Source organism: Arcicella sp. LKC2W, from assembly GCF_034931005.1.
Classification (GTDB): domain Bacteria; phylum Bacteroidota; class Bacteroidia; order Cytophagales; family Spirosomataceae; genus Arcicella.
Window position 1 is genome coordinate 21,127 of sequence record NZ_JAYGIN010000007.1, and the last position, 17,472, is coordinate 38,598.

General features: G+C 36.3%; 12 protein-coding genes. 2 read left to right on the forward strand and 10 right to left on the reverse strand.

The window, feature by feature from the left end:
* Positions 1 to 72 precede the first annotated feature (72 nt).
* From VB796_RS07315 to VB796_RS07335, 5 genes are all read right to left on the reverse strand, one after another.
* Positions 73 to 3,138, reverse strand: a complete 3,066-nt coding sequence (locus VB796_RS07315) for a TonB-dependent receptor domain-containing protein (protein ID WP_323345867.1) — start codon at positions 3,136 to 3,138, stop codon at positions 73 to 75.
* Between the two features lie 345 nt (positions 3,139 to 3,483).
* The gene (locus VB796_RS07320; protein WP_323345868.1) at positions 3,484 to 4,479 is read right to left on the reverse strand and encodes a FecR family protein; all 996 of its coding nucleotides are present in this window, start codon (positions 4,477 to 4,479) and stop codon (positions 3,484 to 3,486) included.
* 462 nt (positions 4,480 to 4,941) lie between these two features.
* Positions 4,942 to 6,192 (reverse strand): MFS transporter, encoded by a 1,251-nt coding sequence (locus VB796_RS07325; protein WP_323345869.1) that lies wholly within the window; start codon positions 6,190 to 6,192, stop codon positions 4,942 to 4,944.
* Between the two features lie 29 nt (positions 6,193 to 6,221).
* Positions 6,222 to 7,127: a DMT family transporter gene (locus VB796_RS07330; RefSeq protein ID WP_323345870.1), complete on the reverse strand. Its 906-nt coding sequence runs from the start codon at positions 7,125 to 7,127 to the stop codon at positions 6,222 to 6,224.
* The gene (locus tag VB796_RS07335; protein ID WP_323345871.1) at positions 7,114 to 8,289 is read right to left on the reverse strand and encodes a 2-methylaconitate cis-trans isomerase PrpF family protein; all 1,176 of its coding nucleotides are present in this window, start codon (positions 8,287 to 8,289) and stop codon (positions 7,114 to 7,116) included. The genes VB796_RS07330 and VB796_RS07335 overlap by 14 nt, the downstream gene beginning before the upstream one ends.
* Before the next feature lie 59 nt (positions 8,290 to 8,348).
* On the opposite strand from VB796_RS07335, the gene VB796_RS07340 reads away from it, so the two are divergent.
* Positions 8,349 to 8,981 carry a hypothetical protein gene (locus tag VB796_RS07340; RefSeq protein ID WP_323345872.1) on the forward strand — a complete coding sequence of 211 codons (633 nt, stop codon included), beginning with the start codon at positions 8,349 to 8,351 and terminating at the stop codon, positions 8,979 to 8,981.
* On the opposite strand, the gene tcuA is transcribed toward VB796_RS07340, so the two are convergent.
* From tcuA to VB796_RS07365, 5 genes are all read right to left on the reverse strand, one after another.
* Positions 8,967 to 10,463: an FAD-dependent tricarballylate dehydrogenase TcuA gene (gene tcuA / locus VB796_RS07345; RefSeq protein ID WP_323345873.1), complete on the reverse strand. Its 1,497-nt coding sequence runs from the start codon at positions 10,461 to 10,463 to the stop codon at positions 8,967 to 8,969. The two genes, VB796_RS07340 and tcuA, sit on opposite strands and share 15 nt — an antisense overlap.
* A gap of 135 nt (positions 10,464 to 10,598) precedes the next feature.
* On the reverse strand, positions 10,599 to 13,613 hold the full coding sequence (locus tag VB796_RS07350) for a TonB-dependent receptor (protein ID WP_323345874.1): 3,015 nt from the start codon (positions 13,611 to 13,613) through the stop codon (positions 10,599 to 10,601).
* A 187-nt stretch (positions 13,614 to 13,800) separates the two neighbouring features.
* Positions 13,801 to 14,796 (reverse strand): FecR family protein, encoded by a 996-nt coding sequence (locus VB796_RS07355; protein ID WP_323345875.1) that lies wholly within the window; start codon positions 14,794 to 14,796, stop codon positions 13,801 to 13,803.
* 184 nt (positions 14,797 to 14,980) lie between these two features.
* Positions 14,981 to 15,550, reverse strand: a complete 570-nt coding sequence (locus VB796_RS07360; protein ID WP_323345876.1) for an RNA polymerase sigma-70 factor — start codon at positions 15,548 to 15,550, stop codon at positions 14,981 to 14,983.
* A gap of 28 nt (positions 15,551 to 15,578) precedes the next feature.
* Positions 15,579 to 16,202, reverse strand: a complete 624-nt coding sequence (locus VB796_RS07365) for an RNA polymerase sigma-70 factor (protein WP_323345877.1) — start codon at positions 16,200 to 16,202, stop codon at positions 15,579 to 15,581.
* A gap of 320 nt (positions 16,203 to 16,522) precedes the next feature.
* Here VB796_RS07365 and trxB point away from each other — a divergent pair, with 320 nt between their 5' ends.
* Positions 16,523 to 17,458 carry a thioredoxin-disulfide reductase gene (gene trxB, locus VB796_RS07370; RefSeq protein WP_323345878.1) on the forward strand — a complete coding sequence of 312 codons (936 nt, stop codon included), beginning with the start codon at positions 16,523 to 16,525 and terminating at the stop codon, positions 17,456 to 17,458.
* Positions 17,459 to 17,472 lie beyond the last annotated feature (14 nt).

Below are 17,472 nucleotides of genomic sequence, written 5' to 3' on the forward strand. Positions count from 1 at the left end.
TAAAAACTTCTTTTGTGATAGTTGTTTAAAATATCTGCAAAAATCTACGTCATCTGCGTGCCATCATTAATCTTAAAACTTAAATGTCAAGTTTCCGTAATAATATGAACCGTTAAATCCGAATTGGTTAGCATTACGAGTGTAAGGTACTTGACCATTGGCATACGAAGCATAATTACTATAAACTTTATCAGGATATACGTCTGTGATGTTATTGCCACCAATGGTGATAGTTAAGAATTTATTCAGACTATATACCACCGAGGCATCAAATAGATTTTTACCTCCAAATGTTTGGCTTTGGTGCAAGTTACTCGTTCCTGCTACTGGTTTACTCAATTTTTCCCAACCAGTTACTGCTCCAAAATATGAGCTACGTAAATTGAAGGCAAATTTACCAACTTGATAACCTACTGAAACCAAAACTTTTGAGTGTGGTTGACTGGTTTCAATTAATGCTCTACTAACTGTATCAATTAATAAAATTGGATTTTTTGTGTCTAATTGTAAAGCTGTTGGTGTTGCTTTCACTCCAGTAATTTCGGTTTTATTTACGGTCAATGCAAGGCTTGCTGTTAACTTACTTTTTGCACCTATTGACTGTTTGTAAGAAGCTACAACGTCGATACCCTTTGTGCCTGTATTGATAGCATTGGTAAAGAAGGTAATTTCTTGAAATCCTGCAAAATTAGCTTTTAGAGCAGCGATATTATTAACGTTTAAATTTTCAGTAACGATAATTCTGTCAGTAATGTCAATTTTGTAAGCATCAACGGTAAGGAGGAAATTTGCTCCTAATTTTGCAGTAACCCCTAAATTATAGTTCCAAGATGTTTCTGGTTTTGGGTCTTCAATTCCGATTTTTGCTAAACGTGCATCGTCTGATGGTAATTGTTTGGTGCTACGAATCACGCCACTTTGAACCGTTGAAGTAGTGGCAGCATTGGCAATTTGTTGAAGCAAAGGAGCTCTAAAACCTTTATTGATTGAACCTCTAATTGAGAAGTCATCTGTTAGTTTTAAACGTGTTGCCAATTTTCCAGAAACATTACTACCGAAATCACTATAATTTTCATAACGTAAAGCTCCTGCTACTAACAAACGGTTGGTGATGTCACTTTCTAAGTCTAAATACATACCAATATTTGAACGATTTTTATTGGTTAAATCAGCTTTGTCGATACCTACACGTCCTTGCGAACCTGGCGTTTTGTTTTTTGTAGCTGATAAAGGGCCAACTAAAGAAGCGGCATCGTCTCCAGGAGTTAGCGTGAAATTATCCACTCTGTATTGAGCTCCCAAAGCTACGTTTACCGATTTTGTTCCCCACAAACCAAGCGTAGTTTTAGAAAGGTTTACTTCCGTCAAACTTTGTCCAAAACCAATTCTACCAATATAAAAATCTTTTGGAGAATTAGCTCCCATTGAAGCATTTGAGGTATTATTGGCGTTTTGGTCAAGGTAGTTTTTACCATAACCTGTACTAATATCCCAATTCCAACCTGTTGAAGTTTTACGTTTTACACCTACAAAACCTGATAAATCAACCGATGTTCCTGGTAATTGAGGTACATATCCGTCAGGAAATAAATCTGGGTTTGAAGTAGCACTTGTTGCCAAAGCCGTTCTTAAAAATGCTTGAGCAAATACGTCTTTTTGAGAAAATCCACCGAATGAATATAATGTCCATTCTTTCGTTAAAGGCACATCAAGATTATAAAAAACTTGTGTTGATTTCATGGCATTACTTCCGTAAGATGTTGGATGAAATGAGCCATAAGTTCCATTACCCCATACACCTCTTGATTTTAATAAAGCTTGGTCAGTTGCTGCTACATTGGTATAAATTCCTGTATAAGTTCCGCCCGTTACTGGTTGTGGATTGTATGGGTCTGAACGGTCAGTTCCTTTTACATCTTGATAACTTCCTGTAATGTTTAATGACGCTTTTTTACCCAAATCAAAACCATAATTTAAACCAATAGTATAGCCTCCGCCGTCTCCTTTTGAGGTTACACCATATTGAATTTGTGCCGTTCCGTTATTAACTGATTTCTTCAAAACTAAGTTGGCAATACCCGCAATGGCATCTGAACCATATTGTGCTGCCGCTCCATCACGTAAAATTTCCATTCTCTCCAATGCCAATGATGGTACAGAGTTTAAGTCGGTTACAACAGTTCCTTTTCCAACGGTTACGTTACTATTCAAAGCGGCAAATTGATGACGACGTTTTCCGTCCACCAAAACCAACATTTGGTCTGGCGAAAGTCCTTTTAATGAAGCTGGGTCTGCATAATTTGCCACGCCGTTGATACCGTTTTTGGCAGAATTAAACGAAGGTGACATAAATTGAACCTGTTGTCCTAACTCAGTTTGTCCAGTGGTTTGTAATTCTTTTGCACTGATAACGTCCACAGGCACAGGGCGTTCTACGTTAGTACGTGCCACTGTTGAGCGTGAACCAATTACCACAACTTCGCCTAATTGAGAAATATCTTCTTTCATCACCACCGTCATGTTTAGGTTAGATGCCGAGATTTTTACTTCTTGTTTCTCAAAACCTACGAACGTTAATACTAAAACGTCACCTTCTTTGGCGGCAATATTAAATTCACCATCGTTGTTGGTTACTGTTCCTCTCGGCGACCCTTTTACCAAAACACTTACACCTGGTAAAACTTCCCCTTTTTCGGTAGTTACTTTTCCTGAAACTCTATCTTCGATGATAACGGATAAACTTTCTTTTTCTTCGGTAATAATGGCGGATTGCTCTTTGTTTTTCTTCAAGACAATTTGCTCTTCTACCACTTCATAACGAAGTTTATTTGGGTACAATAATTTAGGCAAAACGGAGGTTAAAGGTTCGTTATTTGCCAATAAACTTACATTTTTGTTAGCTTCTACGGTATTATTGCTATACACAAAACGGACATTTGTTTGCTTTTCAATTTCTTGCAAAACTGTTTTTAAACTTACATTGGCAAGTTTGATGGACACTTCCCGACTTAAAATTTGTTGAGCCTTTGTGGGACGAGCAAACGCCATTACGGTACAAAGTGTAATGAGAATACATGGATAAATGGCGATTTTCATAAGGGTAAGCAGTGGCTGCTTTAAGAATAAAGATTGTTTCATAAGATTGTTTTTGGATTTTAATTTTTTTCGGTTCTCTCCTTTTTACCAGAGAGAACCTTCTTATATGAATTTTAGAAAAGATTCCTTACAGTTATCAGTGAACAGTTATCAGTAAACAGTTATCAGTGAACAGTAAACAGTTATCAGTGATAATTGGAAAAAAAAGTGGTTAGATATTTTAATTTAAAATGAGTAGTAAAGTTTCACAGAATTGTTTTTTGCTAACTGCTAACTGCTAACTGCTAACTGCTAACTGCTAACTGCTAACTGCTAACTGCTAACTGCTAACTGCTAACTGCTAACTGCTAACTGCTAACTGCTAACTGCTAACTGCTAACTGTTTGATTACTGTTCACAGCCATTTCCTTTCAAATAAACTTCATCGCCTTTGATTTCATATTCTGCATCAATAGAGCGACAAATTATTTCGAGAATGGTAGAAAGGTGTTCTTTGTCAAAATTGCCCGACAAACGACAATTTTTTAAAGCAGGATTGAGATGAATATTTACATTGAAATTTTGTTCAATATTATCCACCACATGCTGCATGGAAGTATTATCGAAATTTAAAGAGGCGAGTTCCCAATAAAATGTTTTGTTTTGTGGTAATTCGTTGATAGTCAGTATGTCAGACTTGTTTTCTAAGATGACTTGTTGTTTAGGCGTTACAAAAACCTCTTTTTCAGATTCATTCGTTACCGAAACTTTTCCTGTTACCACCGAAACTTCAAATTTTTCTGTTTCTGGATATGCTTTCACATTGAAACTTGTTCCTAAAACTTTGGTAGTCATTTTTCCAGAATAAATCAAAAATGGACGGTTTTCATCTCGCTTCACATCAAAAAAAGCTTCTCCTTTCAAATTTACTTGACGATACACTCTATCTGATTGGTTATAAGATAGTTGCGTTTTGGGATGAAGCCAAACATTACTGCCATCTGGAAGTGAAACTTTCAATATTTTGGCAGACGAATTTTCATATTTAGCCCAATCTGAAAGCGGAATATCTGATTTTATTTTGGCTAAATTATTAACTGTATCTGAATTCCAATAAAAGGATAATCCAAAGACAATCAACAAGATAGCTGCCATACTGGCGGCATACCAAACCCAACGTGGCGGCGTATAGAGTTTGATGGGATTAATTTGGTGGTTAATATTTTTGCGTACTCGATAATACAATTCTGAATATTCATCTTCCGATAATTCACTGATACCATCAGGATTGTTCTCAAATGATTTATACCATGCTTCTACCAACATTTGCTCCCCCTCAGAACATTCGTTGTTTAGATATTTTACAATTATTTCTTGATTTAGTCTCATTTTATCGGCTTTCATAGACTAAGTGAGTCGAGCGGATGTTTTCCCCTACGTCGTTTTGAAAAAAAAATAAAAAAACTTCTTTTGAAGCTCAAAAGAAGTTTTAAAAATTCTAACAAAATAAAAGATATGCTACTTAATACAGTGTTTAATACGTTTTTTGGGGAACTTCTCGAAACAATATCCATTGCGGGTAAATAACTTTCGGGAAGTAAGGTGGCGTTTGGCACTTCTCGAAAGTTCCTTCAACTTTCGAGAAGTTTTCCAGAGGATTGAATTACTACCAAAAAATTAATTAAACAGTGTACTCAATACAGTGTTTAATAAGTTTTCTGAATAATTTTCACCCTAAAATGTTTGATTGGGGGACTTCCCGAAAGTTTTTTCCACTTTCGGGAAGTTTAAATAATTTATGAAACAGTGTACTCAATACAGTGTTTAATACGTTTTTCGGGAAGTTTAAATAACTTATTAAACACTTTACTCCGTTTCGGTTTCCAAAGGTTTTGAAGCATCAATCTTGAACCATAATAAACCGCCCACAATGACCAAACACCCAATAATTCTAACGGGAATTTCATAACTGCCCGTACTGGTAAGAATAAAGCCAAAAGCTGATGCCATAATTGCCGAACCCAATTGTCCTGCCAAGCCCATTGTTCCTGCTACTGTTCCTGCGTTTTTTCCGCCAATATCGGTGGCTACTGCCCATGCTACTGGCAAAGTAAAGTCTTTGAAGGCAAGCCCAAGAGCAAGAAAAATAATTGCCCAACTGGTATCAACAATTAATGAACCCGTAATCATACAAATCCCTGCCATCACCAATCCGAACATTCCGACATAGCGTCTGCCAAATTTTAAACCCTTCTTTTTCGATAAATAATCTGAGGCAAAACCACCTGCCAAACAACCTGCCATTCCCAAAATAAATGGAAGAGAAACCATCCAGCTTAAATCTGATTTGTCGATACCACGTCCTTTTTCTAAATATTTGGGCATCCATGACATATAAAAATAAGCACCGTACAATAAGCAATGGTACATTCCCATTAATGCCCACAGATTGGCACTTTTCAAAAAGGTTTTCCAAGGTAATAAGTTATGAGAAATGGTTTTTAGGCTTCGTCCTTCTTCAATTTCTTTCACTTCTTCGGCGGTAATTCCTTTCATATCTCTTGGCTCATCTTTAAACCAAAACCACCAATAAATAGCCCAGATTGCTCCTAATGACCCAAAAATATAAAAGACGGTTCGCCAGCCATAGGCGTTTGCTAACATAACTGACAAGAATGGGGCTAATGCTCCACCAAGACGGCTACCCATCCAAACAACCGACTGAATACTACCTCTTTGGATGGCTGGAAACCACCGTGCAATAGCAACTGATGCCGTCGGAAATGCTCCTGCTTCGCCCGCTCCGAAAAGAAAACGAACAATTAAAAGCATATAAAATCCTTGTACAAAACCTGTAAGAATGGTGAAAATTGACCACCAAATTACAATTCTAAAAAGTGTAACTCTGGGACCATATTTGTCCACCAAAATCCCCGTAGGAATTTCAAAAGCTCCATAAGCCAATGAAAATGCTCCTAAAACCAAACCCCATTGTTTGTCGCTTAACTCTAATTCGTCCGTAATTTTCGTCCCAATCACAGAAATTGAATTTCTATCCAAGTACGTGATAATGGCAAAAATGACAAATACTAATAATAATTGATACCGTTTTTTCATGATAAGAAAGATATTTTAGTGGACATTCCTTAGTCGATAGGAACATTTTTTGTTCTAAATTTTAGTGATAATAACAAACCCGTAAAGATTAAAAATAACCCCATGAAACTCTGTAAATTATAGGTTTCATTGAATACGAAATAACCGATAATAAAGGCGTAAGCTGCTTCTAAATATCTAAGATTGGAGAGAATACTTGCTTTTTCTGAACTCTGAACCGCTTTTGTAAAATAATTTTGAGCAAAAAAACCAACTAAACCAATAGATAATAGCCCTAAACTTTCGGTTGGTGTGGGCAACTGCCAAACTTTATCCCCTTTCTGAAAAAGACATATTATACCGCTAACCGTTGCTGAGATAAACATGAAGTAATGAAGGATAACTAATTGGTGGTCGTCGTCGCCAATTTTTTTGATAACGATAAAAAGTAAACCGCCAAAAACTGCCGAAAGAATACCGATACTCAAATCAAAAAAACTAATGCGAGTATCAAAACCTTTCATGACCAAAATGCCAATAAACGACATCAAAAAGAATAACCATTGAATTGGTTTTATTTTCTCTTTTAGAAATATAATAGCCGCAATGGTTGTAAAAATTGGCGATAAATATTTTAAGGCAACCGATGAGGCAAATGGGATTTTGGTAAGAATATAAAAAAATGAAAACATTGAAACCGAACCCACTAAGGCTCTCAGAATTAATAATTTACTGTTTTTGCCAATTAATGGAATATTGTAAAGTTTCAGATAAGAGACACTTAAAATCCAACCAATAATTGACCTAAAAAAGATATGTTGAAAACTATTGAATTGAGGCATCATTTTGATAAATGCTTGCATCATAGAAAAACAAAAAGTGCTAATGAGCATAAATGTCATGCCCTGACTCCATGAGAATGTTTTATTCTCGCTCGTTTTGTTAGTAGAATACATATCCTTCCATTATTTTTCTGACTGTTCTCAACGTTCCTGCTTTGTCCAAAACCAATCCTTTTGGGCTTTCTTTCATTTCAATATTTACCTCAATGATGCCCGCAGGATGTTCAATGATGATAAATTCTCGGTTTTGCCCATTCTCTTTCCCTACCTCCGAAGCCACCGTTCCTTTTAGTTTCAAGGCAGTTCCAACACAAATTGCCCCCGTTACGGCATGGCTTGGATGGAGTGTTTTGGGCGTAAAATATAGCGAACGAATATGATGTTTTGCATCGGTCGGGCTGGATAAAATACCAATTTTGGGCAAGACACTGTCTTTGACATGGCCCATGCCTGCCCGCAAACCTGCTTCTAAACGGATGGCTTCTAACTTTGCCATTAATTCCTTGTTGTTTTCAAAAAATTCCTTGTTTTCATTGCCTACCAAACCAAGGTCTTTGGCTTTCATCAATACCATCAAACTACCTGCATCGAGTATCGAAACCTCAATACCATTGATAATTTCTTTTAAATTGCCCGTAGGTAATTGTTTACCTGTTTTACCGCCCACTTGGTCAGATAAATTCATGATGATTGGGGCGGCAGTTCCTGGAACACCATCAATCTGAGCATTGCCATTATACTCAACAACGCCATTGGGTGTTTGCACGATTTCTTCAATGACAGAATTGGTATTGATGTTGAAAATGCGGACTCTCGTTTCTGGTTTGGTAGCTTTTACCCAACCTTTTTCGATGGCAAAAGGACCCACACCCGCCATCATATTGCCACAGGGTGGGAGGGTGTCCACAATTGGATTATCAATATCAACTTGGGCAAAAAGATAATCTACGTCGATATTAGGTCTTTTGGAAGGCTCAGCCATGACAACTTTACTCGTAACCGTTACGGCAGCCCCCAAACCATCAATTTGGTTATGGTCGGGCGACCCCATTACTTTTAGTATAATAGCATCTCTTTCTTTTTTATTAGAGGGTAATTCTCTTTTATCAAAAAATGGACCTTTGGACGTACCACCACGCATATATGTGCAAGGGATTTGTCTTTTTTGAAGGTTGATAGCTCTTTGATTATCAGCGAATTGTTGAGTTGTTTTACAAGCCAACAGATTTACCGATAAAAGGAAAAGAAGTATGTAATTTTTGAAGTTGTTATTCATCTTATCATTATGGTATCTGGAATGGATAAAATTCGTAATTTTGTAACAAAAAAACAGATATGAGAAACTTTGAAAATTGGGAAACCCAAGACTTAGAAATAACTTTTGGTTTAAATCAGGTTTGGGATAATAAACTGATTACTGATTGGCTTTCTGCTACTGCTACTTTTTCTGAATTTGAAATTGAATTAATAGAACGCATTAGAATTAGAATTTTAAGAAATGTTGAATTTTGGAATGAAGATGAATTAAAACTTCAAGCCATTGCCAGCATTATTGAAATGGCTAATTTTACTTCTGATGCCTTCAAATCATTTTCGCAACGTCCACTTTCTGCTACTATTAATGGGATTGAAATTGGAGGTAGAGTTGATTTTATGCTTGCCAAAGGAAGACAAAAACCTATTGAACCCTATTTTTTTATCCACGAATACAAGCAAGAAACTAAAAGAGGCTCTAATGACCCCAAAGGGCAATTATTGGCAGAACTTTTAGTGGCTCAAACACGCAACGAAAACAAATTTCCGCTTTATGGTTGTTATGTACTTGGTCGAAATTGGTTTTTTGTGATACTTGATGGTACCGAATATGTTGTAAGTAATGCTTTTAACTCATCTGATGAGGATGTTTATAAAATTATTGCTATTCTAAAACAAGTTTGTATCAACATTGAAAACCTACATTTGTCTTAAATACTCAGCCGCTGAATATCCTGCACTTCGTCCAAAAACTGCTCCAGAAGTTAGTCCAGAACCACCAGGATAGCCATAGAAAAATACACCTCCAACCATTTCACCACAAGCAAAAAGCCCTGCAATATGATTGCCTTTTTCGTCCAAAACCTCCGCCGAAGTATTCACTTTTACACCGCCATACGTGAAGGTAATTCCGCCCGTAACGGGGTAGGCTTTGAAAGGCGGTGTATCCAAAACATTCGCCCAATTGGTTTTATTGAGGCTCAATCCTTTGGTGGCTTTTCCATCTTTTATGGTTGGGTCAAAAGGCGTTTCTGAGTCCACCGAAGCATTATAATCTTGCAAGGTTGCTAATGCCTGTTGAGGATTTACACCATGAAGTTTGGTGACTAATTCTTCCAAAGTATCAGCTTCCACAAAACTGGCATCGTGGGTTTTATATTCGCTATAAAGCAATTTGTCCACTTTTGCATCAAAAATTTGCCATGCTAAATTGTCTGGTTGTTTGAGTACAGCCGCCCCAAATTGAGCATACGTATAATTTCTAAAATCTAAGCCTTCATCTACAAAGCGTTCCCCTCTTGCATTGAGCATTACCCCAAACAAATACGATATTTTACGATAATGCTTTCTTTCAATAAATGGAATGTCGAGGTTTCCATATTCGGGCATATTGAAGTCCATCGGTGTGGCGTGGCATCCTTCAAAATTGCCATTTAATGCTGCTCCAACGGCAGTTGCCATTTCCAAACCTTTGCCCATATTGTGGCGTGTTCCTCTTACTCTGGCTTTTGCCCAAACTTCGCCTAAGTGTTTTATTCTTAATTCTTTATTAGCTTCAAAACCACCACAGGCTACTATTACGGCATCACTATTTATGGTTTTCCCTATTCCATTTTCTAAGAAATTTACGCCTGTGATTTTTCCATTTTCGGTTAATAATTCTTGAACATCACAATTGTACTTTATTTCTCCACCTATTCTTAAAAATTCTGTTAATTCAGCTTGTACCAAACCATCGCCTTCACCTTCTGCTTCGAGCGACAAACCGCCCCAGAAGATGTATTTCCCATCTTTTATGAAAGTTTGACGTGAATAAATGGGAGCAAATTTGATATTATGCGACCCCAACCATTGTAACGTAGGCAGACTTTTATCAACTAAATACTGTTGCAAATCGGTGATTTCTACTTCCTGATTAAAGTATTTGAGGTCAGCTAAAAACTTCTCTTTGGTATAACTTCCAAAGTCAGAAATAGCTAATCGTTCATCGTCTGGATTGAGGAGTAAAGGTTTTAAATCGTCAAAGGAATTATAGGCAAATCGCATTGCTCCTGCGGTATAGCGACTATTACCTCCAAATTCTTGTTTATCTGCTTTTTCAAGCATAATTACCGAAGCTCCTTTTTCTAAACTGGCAATTCCTGCACACAAAGCGGCAGAACCGCTTCCGATAATGATGATATTTTTTGAGTCCATGATGAGTGTTTAGTAGGAAGAGAGTTATAAATCGGGAGTTATATGTGGTTATTAATGAAGAACCGCTGATGGTTAATTTTTAAATTGATGTTTATTTAACGTTGGCGAGGTTTTGAATCTCGCCAACGTTCTAAACTAAAATTTATAATTAACAGCAAGATTCAAAAAACGCCCCTGTGTTCCGAATTGGTTAGTTCTACGAGAGAAAATTACTTCATTAGTAGTTTGCGGAACTTGTAATAAATCTGGATAAATATCAAATAAATTATTAGCTCCCAAAGTAATTCCTACCGATTTGGATGCTTTGTAGGTGAAGGCAAGGTCAATTAATGTTTTCTCACTAAATACCTGATAAAGAACTGCCGTTGGGTCAGTTGGTTTTACCGCTAAAGTAGAGGTTGGGTCAGATACTTTTCCGAAACGAGATGTTCTAAGCAATACGCCGAATTTCTTGATTTCGTAATTAGCCGAAATAATTAATTTATCTTTTGGAAGCCCATCAGTAATGAATAAAGTAGCTATGGCATCAGCCACTTCTACGCCTGTATCAGTTTTACGGTTTGCTCTTAGGGTAGTAATCATTGACGAAAATGCTGCATTTAAGTTGATTTTACCTTCCCCTAATTTGTTGTTATAATTGGCTACAAATTCAAAACCATTGGTACGGGTGTCTATTGCATTAACAAAAACGGTGGCATTTTGTGGAAAACCCGCTGCTACGAAGGCAGGAATTTTAGAAACATCAATTTGTCCTGAAAGCATGATTCTGTTATCTACATCAATTTGGTAAATATCAGCCGTTAATGTAAAATGGTCGCCAATTTTTGAGGTAATTCCTGCTGAATAATCCAATGAAGTTTCCTTCTTTAAACCATTCACTCCGATTAATTTCGCTAAATCTGAGGTGGCAGGAATCACTGGATTGATGATGGAATTACCAGCATTATCGAATGAAATATTTACATAATTACTGTAATGACTTTGTACCATTGATGGAGCTCTAAAACCTCTACTAATTGAAGCACGAATGGCAAAAGGCTCGGCAATTCTCAATCTTGAATTTAATTTATAAGAAAAATCAGACCCAAAATCACTATAATTTTCGCCACGAATAGCCGCACCAACCAAGAAACTTTTAGTAATATCACTTTCTGCTTCTACATACAAACCAACATTTGTTCTGTTCCAATTTCCTGCTGTGGCAGGACTAAAACCTTCTCTTCCACTTGAACCAACGTCTTTGGTTTTGAATAATGGCCCTGCTTTCCAAGCGGCTTCATCACCTGCAACTTGTGCAAAAGTTTCATAACGAAATTCTGTACCAGCTCCAATGCTTAAATTAGGATAAGCGTTTTTATTGAAAGTCTTCGCAATATCTGCATTAACTAATGTTTGAGAAACAGAGGTTTGTCCTATATAAAAAGATGTTGGAGAAGCATCTCCCAAACTTGGATTTACAGTGTTTTCTGCATAGAAATCTACCTTGTTTGCTCCTTGTCCAATACTAAAATCAAGATTCCAATCAGCACCAAGTTTGCCTTTTAAGCCTGCCGTGATAGAATAATCGTTTAAATCAGCAGGTGCAATTGGGTTATAACCGTTCGGAAATTGTTTGAGTGCATTTCTTTTAGTGTTTGATGGAGGTCTTGTAAATACACCTGTTACAACGTGTTTATTGGTAAAACCTCCAAAAGAATATAAATCCCAATTAACATTCAAAGGCAAACCTGCATTGATAAATATGCCATAAGTTGTGTTTTCAGCAGAACCCAACACCGCACGGTCTAAGTCAATTCCATTTTTAGCAACTAAAGCAGCATCAGCTACGGCATCTCTGACGTAAAAACCTGCGGCGGCTTTGTAAGGCCCAGAACGGTCGTAACCATCTGTATGATTGTAAGTTAAGGTAGTATTGATGAAACCTTTTTTTCCTAATTTCAAACCAAAATTGGCTGCCAAATTGTACGTTTTTCCATCAGTAGTAAGTTTTGGAGGAATAATACCTTTAATATCTAAGTCTGGTTTTGAGTAACCCATACCTGTATAAACCGTTACTGCCCCACCCGACGAAGCATTATTTAATTCCATGTTGATAACCCCACCGATGGCATCAGAACCATATTGTGCCGCAGCCCCATCACGCAATACTTCAATTCTTTTCAAGGATAATGAAGGTACAACATTGATGTCTGTTCCTACTTGTCCTTTTCCTACACCATCATTGATGCTTAAAAATGATACTTTATGACGACGCTTATTATTCACCAAAACCAACACTTGGTCTGGGCCTAAACCTCTTAATGTAGCAGGGTCAACGAAAGGAGCGGAGTCATTAATTCCAAATTTTACGGCATTAAAAGAAGGAGCAGTGTAGGTAATGGACTGTCCTAAATCTACTTGTCCAGAAGTTTGAATATCTTTTGCCGAAATAACATCAACAGCCACAGGACGGTCAACATCGGTACGTGCTTTGGCAAAACGAGAACCCACTACTACAACCTCATTTAATTGTGAGTTTTCTTCAGCCAATACAAGGCTGATTGTATTAGTTTCGCCAATGATTACTTCGGTAGTTTTAAAACCAATAAATGAAAAAACTAAGGTTTCTCCTTTATCCGCACTAATTTTAAAGTCTCCGTTTGTGTCAGAAGTGGTGCCACGTTTTGTCCCTTTTACAGCAATGCTAACTCCTGGCAGTGCCTGACCTTTGGCATCATTCACCTTACCATTGATAGGCTCTGCCACTGGAGGACTTGGGGGCGTAGGTATAATTGTGATACCCACTTTTTCATTTGTACTCAATATTATTTGATTCCCAAAGTTTTTGAAGTTAATCGAAAGTGGACTAAAAAGTCTTGATAAAACCTCAGATAATTTTTGACTTTGAACTTTTAAACTAATTTTTCGCTCGGCATTTATCATGCTTGGGCTGTAAATGAATTTTACTTCTGCCAATTTTTCAATTTGGCTTAGTGCTGTTTGAATTTCGGTATTCTGTAAAGAAAATGAAATCGTTTTGTCTAAATAATTCTGGCTTTTGCCATCGTGGGCGAATGCGTTGCTAATAAAAATAGCCAGCCAAAGGCATTGTACCACTGAAAATCTCATGATTTTAAAGAGAATCGTTTGATTAGTGAGTTGTTTTTTCATACTTTTACTAATGATTTTGTTGTTTGAATGTGACAAAATTTACCCTTCAATGACTTTTCCAAGAGATGATTGAAGGATACTTTCGACCGATAATGCTGGTAACATTGTCGGTCTTTTTATGAATACGAAATGGTAATAAATCTCCCAAAATAAGACGCTGGTAACATCTTAATTGGTGATGGTTTTGCTAAAAACAGCCTCTGCCCGAAACAATAATGTCAGTCCCTTTTATTTGATAATTGGCATTGAGTGACTGGCACAGAAAATCTAATTGATTGTAAATTGGCATGGTGTTTAGGTCGCCTGTAAAGGTACAGTTGGCAATTTTTTCATCCTCCAAGAAAATTTCAATCCCATAAGCATCTCTAAATTTTTGTAGAACTTCTGCTAATTTTGCATTTCTGAAATCAAAATTGATTTTATCCTTTACCGTTACCAAAACTTCTGGTGTGGCTACTAATCCTGTTACAAAATGATTGTCTTCATCAAAATAAACCACTTTTTCGTTTGGCGTTAATACCACTCCATTCTCTTTCGGATTGGCTGCTCCTTTTTCATAAACAGACACTTTTCCTGTTTTTACTTCTACTTGAATTTTTGAACTCAAATCAGATTTTATCAAAAAACTTGTTCCCAAAACTTTTGTGATAGTTTCCCCACAAAGCACCATAAAAGGTTTATTGGGATTTCGTTTTATATCAAAAAACGCATTTCCTTTCAATGTCACTTCTCGTTTATCAACCAAAAAATGTTTTGGATAAGATAACGTCGCCTTCGGATGAAGTTTGATAACACTACCGTCTTCCAACTTGAGAGCAATAATTTTATCAGTAGCATTTTCTTGCGTGATGACACCCGCATATTCACTCGTGATAAGATGATTTTGAGTATTTAAAACATAATTATAGTAGATGCCAAGCCCTAATAAAATAGTTATACTGGCTGCAATTGCCAATCTAACCTTTTGTTTATTCCAAATAGATACAGGCTTTGTTGGTGTTGCTCCTCTATGAATTTTACGCCACATTTTATCCTTTACATGATTCCACTCAGGTTCAGATGTAGGTATTTTTGAATCATTGCCAACCAATTCAAACCATTGTTCCACCACCTTTTTTTCTTCGGTGTTACATTTACCAGCCAGATATTTTTCTAATAAATACTCAAATGATTGTTTGCTCATAGATTTATTGATTTATATCTTGAAAGTCGTAGAATAAGGATTTACCCCTAAAAGAAAATAAAAAATATTCAAAAAGTACAATAAAATGCCCGTTTCAAGAGGAATATTCTTGAAAAATGACATCATGAAAATAAGAGAATATATGGAGGAATGTGAAAATGATGAGCCTATAAAGAACAATTACTTAACTGAAGGTTAGACAAAATAATAGGATGGTGAGATAATCTTTAAGATAAACTCGGAGAAATTTTAGTGCTTGAGTGATGTGATATTCTACCGATTTTTCAGATAAATCTAAGGCAAGAGCGATTTCCTTATGTGACTTCTCATCAAATCTGCTCATTTTAAAAACAGCCTGTGTTTTATCAGGTAATTGATAAATGGCTTTTTCAATAGCTACTTGAATGGCTTCAGCAGTTAAAAAATCTTCTGATTGAAAGGACACTTCGTGATATGAAATTTCCAAAGAATTTCTTTGAGCAATTACTTGGCGAAGATGACTAATGATTTGATATTTAAGAGCAGTAAATAAATAACTTTCCAAATGGGCAATTTCTAACCCTTTGCGTCTTTCCCAAAGTTTAGTGAACAACTCCTGAACAATCTCTTCGGAAGCATCTCGTGACCCCGTTTTGAAGGTCGCAAATGAAAATAATTTCTTCCAATAACGGTCATAAATTTCACGAAAAGCAACCTCATCATCTATGGCGATAAGCGTTATCAAAGTCTCGTCTGAAAACGTGGAAAAATTCATGGGAAGTTTTAAAGAAGTTATTTTGATGCTATATTACAATAAATTCTTGAAATTGTAAAAGAATACTCGCCCAATTACAAGAAGTATTTAGCAAAACCAAGAGTAGAGTATAATCTTTCAAAGCCTCACGGAGCATTTTTAGGGCTTTTGTCATCTGATTTTCAACTGTTTTTTCAGATATATCTAATTGTTCTGAGATTTCACGTTGAGATAGCCCATTGCGTTTCAATAAAAATACTTCTCGACAACGTTCTGGCAATATTAATAATGCTTTTTGATAAGCTTCATTCAATTCATCAAAGCTGACGGCTTGCTCTGTAAAGTTTTCATCTTTATTTTCCGTTTCAAGGTTTAAAGAATACTGCTCAAAAAGATTATTTTTCTTGTATTGAGCTATAACAAGGTATTTTACTGATGAAAAAAGATAAGCCTCAATGGTAGTAGAAATAGACAAAACTGCTCGTCTTTCCCACAAGGAAATAAATAATTCTTGAACAATCTCTTCTGTCAATTCTCGGTTTTGAAGGCGTTTATATACTGCTCCATAAAGTTTGGAAAAGTATTTTTGGTATAAAAAATCAAAAGCACGCACATCTCCTTTTGCAAGGTGAGTAAGAATTTTTTGGTCAGTATCAAAGATTGAATCAAACATTATTTCGCAAGATAATACAATTTTTTATGGCAAAATAACTATTAAAAAAATGAAAAAATAGTTTGTCTTAGCCATCTTTTACTATTATTTTTGATTACGCAATTTTTTTAAAGAATTCCTTTTATCCCGCCAAACAATAAAAAAGTGTTATTCTGCTGATTTTCAATACAGTAAACCTTTTTCCGTCCTTTCTTACTTAATATTTCCTTGTGTAATCTAAATAAATGTGCAATTTTTGTATTAATTTTTTTGTTAAAAAAATAGCTCGAATTTCAAAATTCGAATATGATAACAAACACAAATAAAGTACAAAACTTAGAATGGCAGAGCATACCAAATGCCTAATTATAGGCTCAGGACCGGCAGGTTATACCGCAGCAATCTACGCCTCAAGGGCAGGATTAAACCCAATAATGTATCAAGGTCCACAACCAGGTGGGCAGTTGACAATTACGAATGATGTTGAAAATTTCCCTGGTTATCCAGACGGAGTTCAAGGACCAGAAATGATGCAAGACCTTGAAAAACAGGCTCGTAGATTTGGAACAGATGTTCGTTACGGATTAGCAACAAAAGTTGATTTTTCGACAAGTCCGAAGAAAGTTTTTATTGACGATACACACGAAATCCATGCGGAGGCCGTTATAATTGCAACGGGAGCTTCGGCAAAATGGTTAGGGTTACCTTCAGAAGAGAAATTTAACGGACGTGGTGTTTCAGCTTGTGCCGTTTGTGATGGTTTCTTTTTCCGTAATCAAGAAGTAGCAATTGTAGGTGGTGGAGATACCGCTGCCGAAGAAGCAACTTATTTGGCAAATCTCTGCTCAAAAGTACACATGATTGTTCGTCGTGACGAGTTGCGTGCTTCGCAAATTATGCAAAAAAGAGTTACTTCAAATCCTAAAATTGAAGTGCATTGGAATTCTGAGACACAAGAAATTTTGGGTGATGACGCAGGCGTAACTTCTGCAAAAATTAAGAATGTTAAAACAGGTGAAGAAAAAACGATTGCAGTAACTGGTTTCTTCGTTGCCATTGGTCATAAACCTAATACAGATATATTTAAAGGATTTTTAGATATGGACGAAGCAGGTTATTTAATTACAGAAAAAGGTTCAAGTCGTACCAATATCGAAGGCGTTTTTGCTTCAGGCGATGCCCAAGATAATATTTATCGTCAAGCTGTTACTGCTGCTGGCTCAGGTTGTATGGCAGCTTTAGATGCAGAAAGATGGTTGACTGAACAAGAAGATTAGTTATTTAGAGAATA

What these genes read in the sequence shown, in the direction of transcription:
- tcuA (WP_323345873.1), bottom strand. Translation starts at nt 10,463, where the DNA reads ATGGACTCAAAAAATATCATCATTATCGGAAGCGGTTCTGCCGCTTTG.
- VB796_RS07355 (WP_323345875.1), bottom strand. Translation starts at nt 14,796, where the DNA reads ATGAGCAAACAATCATTTGAGTATTTATTAGAAAAATATCTGGCTGGT.
- VB796_RS07350 (WP_323345874.1), bottom strand. Translation starts at nt 13,613, where the DNA reads ATGAAAAAACAACTCACTAATCAAACGATTCTCTTTAAAATCATGAGA.
- VB796_RS07320 (WP_323345868.1), bottom strand. Translation starts at nt 4,479, where the DNA reads ATGAAAGCCGATAAAATGAGACTAAATCAAGAAATAATTGTAAAATAT.
- VB796_RS07315 (WP_323345867.1), bottom strand. Translation starts at nt 3,138, where the DNA reads ATGAAACAATCTTTATTCTTAAAGCAGCCACTGCTTACCCTTATGAAA.
- VB796_RS07340 (WP_323345872.1), top strand. Translation starts at nt 8,349, where the DNA reads ATGAGAAACTTTGAAAATTGGGAAACCCAAGACTTAGAAATAACTTTT.
- trxB (WP_323345878.1), top strand. Translation starts at nt 16,523, where the DNA reads ATGGCAGAGCATACCAAATGCCTAATTATAGGCTCAGGACCGGCAGGT.
- VB796_RS07335 (WP_323345871.1), bottom strand. Translation starts at nt 8,289, where the DNA reads ATGAATAACAACTTCAAAAATTACATACTTCTTTTCCTTTTATCGGTA.
- VB796_RS07330 (WP_323345870.1), bottom strand. Translation starts at nt 7,127, where the DNA reads ATGTATTCTACTAACAAAACGAGCGAGAATAAAACATTCTCATGGAGT.
- VB796_RS07325 (WP_323345869.1), bottom strand. Translation starts at nt 6,192, where the DNA reads ATGAAAAAACGGTATCAATTATTATTAGTATTTGTCATTTTTGCCATT.
- VB796_RS07365 (WP_323345877.1), bottom strand. Translation starts at nt 16,202, where the DNA reads ATGTTTGATTCAATCTTTGATACTGACCAAAAAATTCTTACTCACCTT.
- VB796_RS07360 (WP_323345876.1), bottom strand. Translation starts at nt 15,550, where the DNA reads ATGAATTTTTCCACGTTTTCAGACGAGACTTTGATAACGCTTATCGCC.